The sequence below is a fragment of the Methylobacterium sp. C25 genome, assembly GCF_021352225.1.
Taxonomy (GTDB): Bacteria; Pseudomonadota; Alphaproteobacteria; order Rhizobiales; family Beijerinckiaceae; genus Methylobacterium.
The window spans coordinates 361912-374944 of sequence record NZ_JAAUVI010000003.1; the positions used below are offsets into that span (position 1 = coordinate 361912).

The following is a 13033-nucleotide window of genomic DNA, read 5'->3' on the forward strand; positions in this document are numbered from 1 at the left end:
GATGCCCCCGACCGTGACGGCCGAGGGCAGTCTCCGATCAGGACGACAGCGGACCGCTGGTCTCGGCGGCGGCGCCCTGCGCCTCGGCTGCCTTCTGGCGGTAGAGGCCGACGAAATCGATCGGATCGATGTAGAGCGGCGGGAAGCCGCCGTTGCGCACCGCGTCGGCGATGATCTGGCGGGCGAACGGGAACAGCAAGCGCGGGCACTCGATCATCACAGCGGGATGGATCTGGTCCTGCGGGATGTTCTGCATGCGGAACACGCCGGCATATTTCAGCTCGAAGGCGAACAGCACCTCGGTCTTCACCTTCGCGTCGCCCTCGAGCGTCAGCACGACCTCGAAATCCTGCTCCGCGAGCTGCTGCGCGTTGACGTTGACCTGAATGCTGATCTGCGGTCCGCCGTCCTGCGCCTGCGGCGAGCGCGGCGACAGCGGATTCTCGAAGGAGAGGTCCTTGGCGTATTGCGCGAGGGCGTTGATCGCCGGCGCGAGGTCTTCGGACTGCGGCGCGCCGCCGTTCGGTGCCGAAGTATCGGCCATGACGTGTCTCCTTCCTGGTGTTTGTCGGGCATCGACGCCCGGCCCGGCTTCGCGTCGCGGCTCAGGACCCGATCATCGCGGCGCGAGCGCGCTAACATGCCCGCAGAGCACGAACAAGCAGACGGCCCTCGTCTTCCATGTGCTGGTGAGGCGCAACCTGGCGAACCTCCCGCCGATGCGGCCGGCATGCGCTCCGCGCTTGCCAGATCGCGGCCCGGTTCCGACTGGAACCACCCGCCATCTCACCCCATATCCGCGTGTCGAAACGCGCGTGCCCTCGACACCGATCCGCGGACTGGCGGCTCGATCCTTGCGCGAGGCTCGGCTAAAGGGCGGATGGCGGGATGGTTCGCTACGCCTCGCGACCAGAGCACGTCCGTGACCAACACGTTCGTGTGGTGACCACGATCCGGATCGGTGATGCAGGATTCCTTCGACGTTACGACGATCATCTTCCTGGCGCTCGCAGTCTTCGTGATCTGGCGGCTGCGTTCGGTGCTGGGCCAGAAGACCGGGGCCGAGCGCTCGCCGTTCCGCCCGGTCGAGCGAAACCGGACCGAGCCGCCGGCCGGCCGCAGCGAGAGCGACAACGTCGTGCGCCTGCCGGGTGCTGACCGCGCGCAGGCCGCCACCGCACCCGCTGCTGCGCCGGCGCGGGATTGGCGGGGCATCGCCGAGCCCGGTTCTCCAGTGGCGAGCGGGCTCGAACAGGTGCTCCAGCTCGAGTCGGGTTTCGATCCGCGCGGCTTCGTCGAGGGTGCCAAACAGGCCTACGAGGCCATCGTGCTGGCCTTCAACAAGGGTGATCGCAAGACCCTGCGCAGCCTGCTCTCGCGCGAAGTCGCCGAAGGCTTCGAGCGCGCGATCAGCGAGCGCGAGCAGCGCAAGGAAACCTCCGAGACCACCTTCGTCTCGATCGACAAGGCCGAGATCGTCGCCGTCGACGTGAAGAACCGGGTGGCGCAGATCACCGTGCGCTTCCTGTCGAACCTCATCACCGCGACGCGTGACGCGGACGGCAAGGTCGTGGATGGCAGCGCCGAGACGGTGGTCGAGGTGCCGGACGTCTGGACCTTCGCCCGCACGCTCGGCAGCCGCGATCCGAACTGGCAGCTCGTCGCCACCGAAGCCGGCAGCTGATCCGATTGCGCGAGCCATGGCCGCATCCAGGCCCTCATTCCTCGCCGCGATCGCGGCAGCTGCCGCCCTCCTCGTCTTTTCGGCCCAGGCGGCCGAGCCGCTTCGCGTCGGCGAGGCCGTGCTCGAACCGATTGCGCTGACGAGCCTTCCCGGCTTCGAGGCGGAGGATCATGCCGCCGCGCTGGATACCTTCCGCCTGACCTGCAACGCGCCGCGCGCCGGCCTCAGCCAGCTGGCCAGCGTTCACGGCTCGATGGTCGATCTCACCGCGGCCTGCGACGCCGCCCGCACCGTCCCGCGCGAGAAGGCCCGCGCCTTCTTCGAATCCGCCTTCACGGCCTATCGCGTCACCCGGCCGGCGCGCGTCATCGAATCCGAGCGGCGCGCCGGGTTCCTCACCGGGTATTTCGAGCCGGAACTCGCTGCCTCCCTCGTTCCCGGTCCTGGCTTCACCGCCGCGGCCCTTGGCCGGCCGGACGATCTCGTCGCCGTCGAGCCTGGCCAGACTCCGCCGGGCCTCGATCCGTCCCTCCGCTTCGCCCGTAGGACGCCGACCGGCCTCGAGCCCTATCCCGATCGTGCCGCGATCGAGGATGGCGCGCTCGGCGATCGGGCCAGGCCCGTGCTCTGGCTGCGCGACCCGGTCGACCTGTTCGTGTTGCAGGTGCAGGGTTCGGGAAGGGTGCGGCTGCCGGACGGGCGCAGCCTGCGCGTGCGCTACGACGGCAAGAACGGCCGGCCCTACAGCTCGGTCGTCAAGACGATCGTGACCGAGGGCCACCTGCCCCTCGAAGGGCTGACCTTCGCGCGCTGGGCCGGGTGGCTGCGTGCGCATCCGACCGAGGCCCGCCGGCTGATGCGCACCAACGCGGCCTATGTCTTCTTCAAGGTCGAGGAGGCGACGGACGTCGCCCTCGGTCCGCCGGGCGGTGCCGGCGTGCCGCTGACGCCCGGACGCAGCCTCGCCGTCGATGCGACGCTATGGCGCTACGGTCTGCCGTTCTGGCTCGACGGACAGCTTTCGCCCGATGCCGGCCAGAACGGACGCCTCGTGGTGGCGCAGGATACCGGCTCCGCGATCGTCGGCCCGGCCCGTGGTGATCTCTATCTGGGCACGGGGGATGCCGCGGGTGCCGCCGCGGGCAACCTGCGCCACGCGATCAGCTTCGTCGTCCTGCTCCCGAAGCCGGCTTCGCCGCCGGCCTCGGCGGATGCGCGCTGAGCCGCCCGATGCGACGTCCTCGACGACCACGCACCCTCTCGGGCGAAGAGGCGCGCCTCTGGAGCGAGATCGCCAAGCTGATCACGCCCCTGCGCGGCCGCGCCAGGCCGAAACCCGACGTGCCGGCGGTGCCGGCAGCTCCCGCCAAGGCCGAGAGGACCCGCGCCGGTCTTCCCGTCGCTGCCAAGGCCGTCGAGCCGGCAAGACCGGTGCCGCCAGCGGCCAAGGCAGTGAAGCTGGTATCGCATCGACCGGTGAAGCTTGCCGACCTGACGCCAGCACCGGCGAGCCCGCCACCGCAACCCTTCAAGCTGACCGCGGCACCGAAGGCTCCGGGGCTGGAGCGCCGCGAGCGCATGGGTCTTCGCCGCGGTACGCTGGCGATCGACGCCCGTATCGATCTGCACGGCCTCTACCAGGCGGATGCCCACGCGGCGCTGGTCAGCTTCCTGCTGCGCTCGCGCCAGGCCGGCCATGCCCGTGTCCTCGTCGTGACCGGCAAGGGCGGCGATGCGGCCGCCGAGGGTACGTTCTCGGAACGCGGTGTGCTTCGCCGCTCCGTGCCGCATTGGCTGCGCGGTGGCGAATTGCGGACCATCGTTCTCGGCTTCGAAGAGGCGGCCCGTCATCATGGCGGCGCTGGCGCCCTCTACGTTCGCCTGCGGCGGCGCTGACGACACCGCGCGACTGGCGTCATGGCTCGCACGAGCGGCGTTGGACCTGAAGGTTCGGCTGGAGGGACGATGGGACGCGCAACAGCAAAGCGAATTGCGATCGTCCTGCCTCTGGTCGGCATCGCCTCAGCTCCGGCGCCGGCGCGGGAGCTCGAATTTCTCGAAGGCCATCGCTGCATGATGGCGGCCCCATCCCGAAAAGCGGCCCCTGCGGCACCCCTCCTCGCCCTCGCCGAGCCCCGCGCAGACGCAGCCAGCTCGGCACATTGGAGGAGCCGGTCATCGCGCCCGATCCGCCGCGCCGCGTCCGCGGCTATGTCGGCGTGTTGCTCCGCGACGGTCGGTCTGGCTGGCTGCGCAGCGACGGGCTCGTACCGTGGCGGCAAGCGAGCTACCCCCGGCTCTCCTGCATGCCGATCCGATTGCCGGACGGGATGCTCGACGTCACCTACGCCCATCCGGGATGAGGGCCTCCACGACAGCCGAGGGATATCGATGCATCACGGCCTTGAGCCACGCATCGAAACGCGCTAAGCACGCTCGCTTTCCGATCGTAGTCGCGCTGCATCCGGGGCCCCCGAGGTCCATACAAGACGATGCGCGGGCCGATCGCTTCCGGCGATGACGATCCGACCTGTGGCGCTCTCCCCGCGCCCGGCTCGAACGAAATCCTCCCCACCCACCTTCCTCTCCCCGCACTCCGTCGGTTCGAATTCTCCCCATGACGTCACAGAACGACGCTCCGGTTTCCACGGACGAGCCCGTCGAGGCACCTGCCGCAGCCGCCGAGACCGAGGTCCGCCGCGAGGTCAAGCTCCAGGATCTCAAGGCGAAATCGCCGACCGAGCTGATCACCTTCGCCGAGGAAGTCGAGGTAGAGAACGCCTCGACCATGCGCAAGCAGGAGCTGATGTTCGCGATCCTGAAGCAGCTCGCTGCCAGGGAAACCGAGATCATCGGCGCCGGCACCGTCGAGGTGCTTCAGGACGGCTTCGGCTTCCTGCGCTCGTCGGAATCGAACTACCTGCCCGGCCCGGACGACATCTACATCTCGCCCCTGCAGATCCGCCGCTTCGGCCTGCGCACCGGCGACACCGTTGAAGGCCCGATCCGCGGGCCGAAGGACGGCGAGCGCTACTTCGCGCTGCTCAAGGTCAACACGATCAACTTCGAGAACCCGGAGAAGATCAAGCACAAGGTCCACTTCGACAACCTGACGCCGCTCTTCCCGACGCAGCGCTTCAAGCTGGAGCTCGATGCTCCGCCGAAGAAGGACTTCTCGCCCCGCATCATCGACATCGTCGCGCCGATCGGTAAGGGCCAGCGCGCGCTGATCGTCGCACCGCCGCGCACCGGCAAGACCGTGCTGATGCAGAACATCGCGCAGTCGATCACCCTCAACCATCCCGAGTGCTATCTCATCGTGCTGCTCATCGACGAGCGCCCGGAAGAGGTCACCGACATGATCCGCTCGGTGAAGGGCGAGGTCATCGCCTCGACCTTCGACGAGCCGGCCACCCGCCACGTGCAGGTCGCCGAGATGGTGATCGAGAAGGCCAAGCGCCTCGTCGAGCATGGCCGCGACGTCGTCATCCTGCTCGATTCGATCACCCGCCTCGGCCGCGCCTACAACACGGTGGTGCCATCCTCCGGCAAGGTGCTGACCGGCGGTGTCGACGCCAACGCCCTGCAGCGCCCGAAGCGCTTCTTCGGTGCGGCCCGCAACATCGAGGAGGGCGGCTCGCTCTCGATCATCGCCACGGCGCTCATCGATACCGGCTCGCGCATGGACGAGGTGATCTTCGAGGAGTTCAAGGGCACCGGTAACTCGGAAATCATCCTGGACCGCAAGGTCTCGGACAAGCGCATCTTCCCGGCGATCGACATCACCCGCTCCGGCACCCGCAAGGAAGAGCTGCTGGTCCCGGCCGACGCGCTCAAGAAGACCTATGTGCTGCGCCGCATCCTCAACCCGATGGGCGTCACCGACGCGATCGAGTTCCTGCTCGACAAACTGCGCCAGACCAAGACCAACGGCGACTTCTTCGACTCGATGAACACCTGACGGGGCGGCCAAGCGCCGCTCCCACCCGCGCCCTCATCCTTAGGTGCCGCGGCGAAGCGGAGGCCTCGAAGGAGGGCTCCAGAAGCCATCGAGATCCCTGTTGCCGTCTTCCGCGCCCGCTAGGCGGGCAGGACGAGGGCTTTGGTCGAGGCGGGCGTGCCGACCTGGAGATGCACCTTGGCAGGCTCCTCTCACACACCTCCCCCCTCCGAGCCCACCATCTTCGCCCCCGCCAGCGGCTTCGGCCGAGCGGCTGTCTCGGTCATCCGGATCAGCGGACCGGCCTGCGCGCGCCTGCTCGAAGCGATCGGCGGGACCCTGCCCGAGCCGCGGCGGCTGTCGCTGCGCGCCCTGCGCGATCCTCAGACCGGCGAAATTCTCGACCGCGGCCTCGTTGTCTTCATGCCGGCGCCGGCCACCTTCACCGGCGAGGACATGGCTGAGCTCCACATCCATGGCGGCCTCGCCGTACGCCATGCCGTGCTGGGGGCGCTCGCGCGGTTCCCCGGCTGTCAAGCCGCCGGCCCTGGCGATTTCTCGCGGCGCGCCGCCTTCAACGGCCGGCTCGACCTCACCCAGGCCGAAGGCATCGCCGACCTGGTCGATGCCGAGACCGAAGCCCAGCGCCGGCAGGCCCTTCGCCAGCTCGACGGCGCACTGGGCCGACAGGTCGAAGCCTGGCGCCTGTCGGCGATCGACCTCTACGCCCGCACCGAGGCCGCTCTCGACTTCGCCGACGAGGGTGATGTCGACGAGGAGGGCCTGGAAGCCGGTCTCGCACAGGATGCGCGCGCGCTGGCGGAGGGCATTCGAACTGCACTCGGTGACGGGCGGCGCGGCGAGCGGCTACGGGAGGGCTTCTTCGTGGTCCTGGCCGGGCCGCCGAATGCCGGAAAATCGACGCTGCTCAATGCACTCGCCGGCCGCGAGGCTGCGATCGTCTCCGACATCCCCGGCACCACCCGCGACGCCATCGAGGTTCGCTGCGATCTCGGCGGCCTGCCTGTGGTGCTCGTCGACACCGCGGGCCTGCGCGAGACGAACGATCCGGTGGAAACGGAGGGCATTCGCCGAACGCGGCGCCGGATGAAGGATGCCGATCTGGTACTCCACCTCGTGCCAGCCGACGGGGCGGCCGATTCCGAGGCGGTCGCGCCGCGCGGCATCGCCGTTCGCACCAAGATCGACCTCGGACCCGCCATGGAGACCGGCGCACTCGGCGTCTCCGCCGTGAGCGGCGCCGGCCTCGATGCCCTGCTCGACGCCATCCGCACCGTAGCCGAAGCCTCGCTCGGCGGCGGCGATGCCCTCGTCACGCGCGAGCGCCACCGCGAGGCTCTCACGCGAGCCTGCGATCACCTCGATCGCGTCGCGGCGGGTGTCGCAACCGCGCCAGAGCTCGTCGCCGAGGATCTGCGCCTCGCGGTGCGTGCGCTCGGCACCGTCGTCGGCCATGTCGGCGTCGAGGAGATGCTCGACCGGCTCTTTGCCGGATTCTGTATCGGGAAGTAGCGCGAACTCAGTGGAGACGACGGTCTCCACTGCGGCGTTCGATCGCCACCGCGACCCGGCCTTGCGAAGGGGCCTCGGGGCTGCCGCTCCTCGCTGCGAAACGGACACCGGCCTCGTCACCCTTGCGCCAGATCAACTCCACCGCGCGCGTCATCTCGTGAGCATCGACGACGAGATCGAAGGAGGCGGGAAGCGGCACTGCCTGGCTCACGGCGAGCCGCGCGCCTCCGGGCGACATGTCGCGGAGCACGCAGTTCGTCTCGGAGCGGATGCGCCGATGGACGATCCGTCCGCCGAGATAGACCCGTCCTCTCCGGGCTTGCCGACGCTCGCTCACGGGAAGAACCTTTTGAACAACCGGTTGCACTGCGCTTCGTTAATGCAATCGAATAGCAAAAGCTGCCACGGGCCAATCTTTACTCTTCATTAAGGTTGACGGCCTGGGACGGTCACGCCGCGGCCGGGCCCGTCGGCTCGACGTCGCCACGGCGTTGCAACTGCAGCGCGACGAACCAGCACAGGGCGGCCCAGGCGGCGCCGACGGTCCAGCCGGCCAGGACGTCGCTCGGCCAATGCACGCCGAGATAGACCCGGCTCAGTCCCACCAGCAGAGTCATGGTGATGGCCAGGACCATGATCATGGCACTCACCCGGCGACGCCGCTCGACGCGGGCGAGCAGGATGCCGAGCGTGAGGTAGGCGATGGCCGACATCATGGCATGGCCCGACGGAAAGCTCGCCGTGAACACCTCCATGCCGTGCGGGACAAGGTCCGGCCGCGGCCGGTGATAGAAAAGCTTCAGGATCGTCGAGACGCCCTCCCCGCCCCCTACCGCCGCCAGGACGAAGGCGGCGACGCGCCGGCGCTGCGTCAACGCGAGATAGGCGCAGACGCTGGCGGTGAGGAACACGATCGTCACCACGCTGCCCCAGCCGGTGATGTCGCGCATCGATTCCTCGAGCCAGCGCGGCCCGATGGGATCGGCGAGATCGGCCGGATTGCGCAGAGCGAGCAGGAGCCGGCGGTCCAGGGCGGCCGTCGAGCCCTCGCCGACCTCGTGCGCCAGGGCAAAGAAGCCGTAGCCGAGCAGGCTGAGCGCAAGCAGCGAGACCAGTGGCCCGACCTCGTTGAGATAGAGCCTGAGCCAGATCCGACTGGCGCCACCGGCGATCGGCGCGCCTCTGCGCCGCGCGACGTCGAGCATGCTCATGGCTAGCGGCTCCCGCCGAACAGCAAAGCAGCGCGTGGCTCCCAGGGTCCGCCGAGATAGCGCCACAGCAGGACACCCGAAGCCGTGAACCGGAACGGCGCGAAGTCCCGCTCCAGATCGGCCTGGAGGGTGCGCGCCGTTACCGGCTCGACCTTGTTCTGAACCGTCACATGCGGGCGCCAGCCCTGCCGGTCCTGCGGCGTCAGCCAGGGTGCGAAGGCCGTTGCAAGGCGGTCGCGAAACGCCGAGAGCGCCTCACAATCGAGTTCGAAGGCGACGCCGCGGCCGGTGAACCGCAAGCCCGTTACTGCGACGTCCACCGGCTGCATTGCGCGGGCAAACCTGTCGATCGTCTCGGTGATGCCGGCCTCCTCCTCGCCCGGCAGCGCATGGAACAGCGTCACGTGGGCTGGAATCTTGTTCAGTGACTCGGGAAAATGCCGGCGGCGAAGCCCCTCGAACCGCACGAAGGTATCCTCCTCCATCTGGAGCGTCAGGATCAGGGGCGGGATCGGTTCGGGCATGATCTCGTCGAAATGGCGCGGCAGTCCCGCAGTTCCACTGGCTGGTCGCAAACGGCCTGCCTCGCCGATGCCGGAAGGCGGGAATCGCCCTGGCGCGAAAATGGTCTAGACACCCCTGATGCAGGTTCCCGATCCCGCCACAACCGTCCATGTCGGCCGCGACGGATGGCTCTTCCTGATCGGCGGCACCAACTCCGTCCTGATCCAGTACCGGCGCCTGTCCTGGCACTTCTTGCGGATCCGGTCTTGGACCCGGCTGATCCGACAGCGCAGCGCCCGAGCGCAGGCGCTCGGCATCCGCTGCGTCCAGACGATCGTACCCGAAAAGCTCTCGATCTACGACGACCGTACCGACGGCCTGCGCTACGACCCCGCCCGCTCTCCGGCCCGCCGGCTCGCCCGTCGCGTCATGGGGCTCGCCGGCTTCGTCGACCTCGTCGCTCCGTTGCGCGCGGCGCGCGACGAGGCGGAACTCTACCGCCGGACGGATACGCACTGGACCTACGAGGGCTGCCATATCGCCTACCGCGCCCTGATGCGGGCCTGCGGCGCGATCCCCCTCTCCGACGTCGCCAGCCGGCCGCGCTTCACCACCGAGGGACTCTGGGACCTCGGCGAGAAGTTGCCCGATCCGCCCTCCGAGACGGTCACGCACTGGACGCTCGACCGCAACGCCGTGCGCGCCTGGGCGAGCCCGCGGGTCGAGGCCTACGAGGCCGCCGGCCGCATCAACGAGCTGCATGTCGGCGCCCACGTCATCTACCGGAACACATCGCCAGAGGCCGATCCGCGCACCGTGATGCTGTTCGGGGATTCCTGTGCGCAGTTCACCTGCACCCTTCTCACCGGTTTCCTCGCCGAGAGCTTTGCTGAGCTTCACTTCATCTGGTCGTCGAGCATCGACTGGACCCATGTCGCACGCGTGCGGCCGGACATCCTGATGTTCGAGATGGCCGAGCGCTTCATGGTGCGCATCCCCGTGGACGATTTCGACGTCGAGGCGGCCGATCAGGCTCCGGCCGACCTTCTTGTTCCGGGAGAGGCGGTCGCCGCGGAATGAGCCTCGCCCGCATGCGACAGCGGCGGCGCCTTGCTCCTTCGACGGCAGTTGAGTAGTCAGTGAAAACTCAACAGAGTCAATGGATTAGTTCTATTCTAAACTGCGACCGCTCCAACGATCGCCGGCTCGATCGGGACCGTGTCACAGGGCCGGCGCGATGAGCGGAGCCGTGGCCACGCAAGCCGAGATCCGCGCCGGCCGCCTGCCTGCGATCCGCGCCCTCGCGCCGTTCTTCTGCCTCTATGTCACCTTCGGCGCCACACTCGGCTTCCTCTCGGGCGGCGCGCCACTGATCCTGCGCGCCAGGGGCATGGAGCTGGCCGAGATAGGCCTCCTGCAGCTCATCAACCTTCCGGTGGGGCTGACCTTCCTGTGGGCCGCCGTCCTCGACAGGATCCGCCTGCCAATCCTCCATCATTGGACAGGCTGGATCGTCGCCGCGCAGGCCATGACGGTGGCCCTGCTGGCCGGCCTGAGCTTCGGCGAGCATTGGCCGCTTCCGGCCCTGCTCGCTCTGGCCGTCGCGACCTGTGCCTGCGTTGCCACCATGGACATCGCGCTCGAGGCCCTCGTCGTCGAAACCGTGCCGGCCGAGCAGCGCACCTTCGTCGCCTCGGCCAAGCTCTGCGGAGCCTCACTCGGCGGCATCCTCGGCATCGGTGTCCTGGTCGGGGCCTATGAATCCATCGGGTGGCGAGGCGCCGTTCTGGCCTGCGCGGCCCTGGACGTCCTCTGCCTGCTGCCGATCCTGTTCTATCCCGAAGGTCGCCTGCGGGGGGCCGGCGGCCGGCCCGAGCGTTTCGCCGGCTCCCTGGCGCGGTTGCGGGCGGTCGGCATGCGGATCCTGGTGCTCGGCGCCTATTTCGCAGCGACCTATCTCCTCTCGGGGCCGAATACCCTGGCACTCCTCGATCTCGGCGTGCCGCTTTCGCAGGTCGGCCTCCTAACCGGCACGGTGTTTCCCGCGGTCAATCTGGTCATGGCCGTGGTGGCGGGCGGCCTCGCGGCGCGGTTCGGCACGGTGCGGATGCTCGTCGTCGGCGCCTTCGGCGTCCTCGTCACCGGCAGCGCCATGGCTGCAGCCTGTGCCACCGGCACGACATGGCTCGCTGTGACCGCGACCGTCGGCAACTTCGTCTGCGCGGGGCTGATGGGCGTGCCGGTGTTCAAGATGATCTACCGCTGGGCCCAGGGTCCTCAGCCGGCCACCGACTACGCGCTGCTGTTCGGAGCGGCCTTCTTCGCGGCGATGCCGCCGCGGGTCGCCGCCCCGGCCCTGGCCGGCGGCCTCGGCTGGCCGGCCTATTTCACGGCCGCCCTGCCTCTCTACGCCGCCTCAGCCGCCTGGCTCATCGCTGCGATCCGCCGGACGCTGCAGGCCGATCGCGCGGAGCGCTCATGATCGCGGAGATTGCCGAGCGCGTCCCCGATTCGCTTGGCGCCTATCGCGGCGGCGTCTCGACCGGCCCCGGCGGCCCGGGCGCACTGGGGCTGACCACGTTGCGCAACCCAGGCGTCTTCGATGCCCTACTGAACCGTTTCAGCAAGGGGCTCGACCTCGACACGACCGACCGGCGTGCCCTGGTGTCCTATTGGAGCCAGTTCTACTTCGCCGTGCTCGCCACACCTGCGCTGACCGCGCTGCTGCGTCTCGGCCGCCCCCTGCCCCTCGCCTTCGAAGCGACGAGCCTCGAATGCGACGAGGCCGGCCGCCCCGTCCGCCTGATCGTGCCTCCAGATGCCTTCGGCGCAGCGCCTCGGTCCGACGACGCGCCAGCGCAGGGCCTGTCCGGTCTGTTGGACGATCACCTGCGTCCCTTCGTCGAACTCTGCTGCGCACAATGCGGCGTCGCGCCCAAGGTGCTCTGGGGCAATGCCGCGGTCATTTTCGACTATGTTGCCCGCGAACTCGGGGAGGAAGCCGCGACAGCCTCCGCCGACCTCGCCTGCTGCCTCGGATGGGCCGGCGCCCCCGCCGCTGCCGGAAGCCCCCTCTCCCGGGCCCTGTGCCCAGGAGCCTCCGGCTGCGCGCGACGACGCGTCTGCTGCCTGCGGCAGCGCTTGCCCGGCATCGCGTCCTGTGGCTCCCTTTGCCCACTGCAATGCGGCAAGGATTGATCAGGCAAGGTTGATCAGGCCGTCAGCGTCCCGTGCGCCAGGCTCGTGAGCGACTCCGGTCCGGCCCCACTGCCTCCCGGCAGAGCCCGTAATGCTCGGCGAGCCGGCCGAGCGCGATGCGGGCCACGACCTTGGCTGAGCGGGCCGGCCAGCTTCGCTCGGATTCGATCTGCTCCAGCCCTTTAAGAAAGCCGCACAGGTCGATCAGCAACCCCGAGAGATCCGCGCCCACAGCCATGAGCGCCCGGTCGACCCGCTCCTTGGCCGCGACCCGGCGGTCGGAAGAAGCGGCCGGGTCGCGTGGGCCCCCGCCATCGACCTTCACCCTGGACCAGTCGGGGCCGATCTGCGGAAGCACCGCCGCCAGGGTGAGGTCGCGGCGCAGGCGCTCGCCCGCCTCGAACGCAGCCGCATCGATCAACGGCGCGCCGTCGCGGCCGCGACGACGCGCCATCCAGGCTAGCGGGGATTCCGACGCGTCTCGCAACACCGGCGCCTCGCCCACGCGGTCGACGACGAGATCGAGATGCTGCGCGAGAAAAGCCACGTCGCCCGCTCGATCCTTGCGCCGCAGCCGCGCCCGGCCCGCATCGCTGAGAACAAGCCGCTGCCCGCATTTGCCTTCGCGCTCGGCGAGCCCCGCGCGGAGCAGCGTCTCTCCGGACCCGACCGGGCAGCGCCCGCGCGCCAACGAGACGCCATCACCCCCGCCCCGCAGGATCAGCATGCCAGGATCGATCGGGTCCGCCAGAGCGTAGGCCCCCGTCTCGGCAAGCTGGCCGAGCAGCCGCTCGCCCACCCGCCCGAGCGAAGCCGAAACATCGACCGGCCGCGCCTGCGCCACGGAGAGCCTGTGATGACGAGCTATGTTCATGATATGTTCCAACGCGAGACTGCCTCGTTCAGACGAGGAAGATACCCATGTTAGAAGAAAAATATCCTATTTCAAGCCTTGACGTCGCT

General features: G+C 69.0%; 14 protein-coding genes. 9 read left to right on the top strand and 5 right to left on the bottom strand.

The window, feature by feature from the left end; translation table 11 throughout:
* Positions 1–37: 37 nt before the first annotated feature.
* Positions 38–544 carry a protein-export chaperone SecB gene (gene secB / locus HCU64_RS11605; RefSeq protein ID WP_233384038.1) on the bottom strand — a complete coding sequence of 169 codons (507 nt, stop codon included), beginning with the start codon at positions 542–544 and terminating at the stop codon, positions 38–40.
* A 420-nt stretch (positions 545–964) separates the two neighbouring features.
* On the opposite strand from secB, the gene HCU64_RS11610 reads away from it, so the two are divergent.
* From HCU64_RS11610 to mnmE, 6 genes are all read left to right on the top strand, one after another.
* Positions 965–1684 carry a Tim44/TimA family putative adaptor protein gene (locus HCU64_RS11610; RefSeq protein WP_233384039.1) on the top strand — a complete coding sequence of 240 codons (720 nt, stop codon included), beginning with the start codon at positions 965–967 and terminating at the stop codon, positions 1682–1684.
* Positions 1685–1700: 16 nt separating this feature from the next.
* Positions 1701–2906 (top strand): murein transglycosylase A, encoded by a 1206-nt coding sequence (gene mltA, locus HCU64_RS11615; RefSeq protein WP_233384040.1) that lies wholly within the window; start codon positions 1701–1703, stop codon positions 2904–2906.
* Positions 2907–2914: 8 nt separating this feature from the next.
* Complete coding sequence (locus HCU64_RS11620; protein WP_233384041.1) at positions 2915–3580, top strand: Smr/MutS family protein; 666 nt, start codon at positions 2915–2917, stop codon at positions 3578–3580.
* A 266-nt stretch (positions 3581–3846) separates the two neighbouring features.
* Positions 3847–4047, top strand: a complete 201-nt coding sequence (locus HCU64_RS11625; protein WP_233384042.1) for a hypothetical protein — start codon at positions 3847–3849, stop codon at positions 4045–4047.
* Positions 4048–4301: 254 nt separating this feature from the next.
* On the top strand, positions 4302–5645 hold the full coding sequence (gene rho, locus HCU64_RS11630) for a transcription termination factor Rho (protein WP_233384043.1): 1344 nt from the start codon (positions 4302–4304) through the stop codon (positions 5643–5645).
* A gap of 177 nt (positions 5646–5822) precedes the next feature.
* On the top strand, positions 5823–7157 hold the full coding sequence (gene mnmE, locus HCU64_RS11635) for a tRNA uridine-5-carboxymethylaminomethyl(34) synthesis GTPase MnmE (protein ID WP_233384044.1): 1335 nt from the start codon (positions 5823–5825) through the stop codon (positions 7155–7157).
* 7 nt (positions 7158–7164) lie between these two features.
* On the opposite strand, the gene HCU64_RS11640 is transcribed toward mnmE, so the two are convergent.
* From HCU64_RS11640 to HCU64_RS11650, 3 genes are all read right to left on the bottom strand, one after another.
* Positions 7165–7494, bottom strand: coding sequence for a PilZ domain-containing protein (locus HCU64_RS11640; protein WP_233384046.1), 330 nt, complete (start codon positions 7492–7494; stop codon positions 7165–7167).
* 112 nt (positions 7495–7606) lie between these two features.
* Entirely contained in the window at positions 7607–8362 is a 756-nt protein-coding gene (locus HCU64_RS11645) for a phosphatase PAP2 family protein (protein ID WP_233384283.1), read from the bottom strand.
* A gap of 8 nt (positions 8363–8370) precedes the next feature.
* Entirely contained in the window at positions 8371–8892 is a 522-nt protein-coding gene (locus HCU64_RS11650; RefSeq protein WP_233384047.1) for a 2'-5' RNA ligase family protein, read from the bottom strand.
* Positions 8893–9010: 118 nt separating this feature from the next.
* Between HCU64_RS11650 and HCU64_RS11655 the strand changes: the two genes are divergently transcribed.
* From HCU64_RS11655 to fhuF, 3 genes are all read left to right on the top strand, one after another.
* Positions 9011–9952 carry an alginate O-acetyltransferase AlgX-related protein gene (locus tag HCU64_RS11655; protein ID WP_233384048.1) on the top strand — a complete coding sequence of 314 codons (942 nt, stop codon included), beginning with the start codon at positions 9011–9013 and terminating at the stop codon, positions 9950–9952.
* Positions 9953–10121: 169 nt separating this feature from the next.
* A complete protein-coding gene (locus tag HCU64_RS11660) occupies positions 10122–11354 on the top strand; it encodes an MFS transporter (protein WP_233384049.1) in 1233 nt (410 codons plus the stop codon).
* A complete protein-coding gene (gene fhuF, locus HCU64_RS11665) occupies positions 11351–12070 on the top strand; it encodes a siderophore-iron reductase FhuF (protein ID WP_233384050.1) in 720 nt (239 codons plus the stop codon). Before HCU64_RS11660 ends, fhuF begins: the two co-directional genes overlap by 4 nt.
* A 22-nt stretch (positions 12071–12092) precedes the next feature.
* Here the strand turns inward: fhuF and HCU64_RS11670 are convergent, their stop codons facing one another.
* Positions 12093–12944: a DUF6456 domain-containing protein gene (locus HCU64_RS11670; protein WP_233384051.1), complete on the bottom strand. Its 852-nt coding sequence runs from the start codon at positions 12942–12944 to the stop codon at positions 12093–12095.
* Positions 12945–13033 lie beyond the last annotated feature (89 nt).

What these genes read in the sequence shown, in the direction of transcription:
- secB (WP_233384038.1), bottom strand. Translation starts at nt 544, where the DNA reads ATGGCCGATACTTCGGCACCGAACGGCGGCGCGCCGCAGTCCGAAGAC.
- HCU64_RS11610 (WP_233384039.1), top strand. Translation starts at nt 965, where the DNA reads ATGCAGGATTCCTTCGACGTTACGACGATCATCTTCCTGGCGCTCGCA.
- mltA (WP_233384040.1), top strand. Translation starts at nt 1,701, where the DNA reads ATGGCCGCATCCAGGCCCTCATTCCTCGCCGCGATCGCGGCAGCTGCC.
- HCU64_RS11620 (WP_233384041.1), top strand. Translation starts at nt 2,915, where the DNA reads ATGCGACGTCCTCGACGACCACGCACCCTCTCGGGCGAAGAGGCGCGC.
- rho (WP_233384043.1), top strand. Translation starts at nt 4,302, where the DNA reads ATGACGTCACAGAACGACGCTCCGGTTTCCACGGACGAGCCCGTCGAG.
- HCU64_RS11645 (WP_233384283.1), bottom strand. Translation starts at nt 8,362, where the DNA reads ATGCTCGACGTCGCGCGGCGCAGAGGCGCGCCGATCGCCGGTGGCGCC.
- HCU64_RS11650 (WP_233384047.1), bottom strand. Translation starts at nt 8,892, where the DNA reads ATGCCCGAACCGATCCCGCCCCTGATCCTGACGCTCCAGATGGAGGAG.
- HCU64_RS11655 (WP_233384048.1), top strand. Translation starts at nt 9,011, where the DNA reads ATGCAGGTTCCCGATCCCGCCACAACCGTCCATGTCGGCCGCGACGGA.
- fhuF (WP_233384050.1), top strand. Translation starts at nt 11,351, where the DNA reads ATGATCGCGGAGATTGCCGAGCGCGTCCCCGATTCGCTTGGCGCCTAT.
- HCU64_RS11670 (WP_233384051.1), bottom strand. Translation starts at nt 12,944, where the DNA reads ATGAACATAGCTCGTCATCACAGGCTCTCCGTGGCGCAGGCGCGGCCG.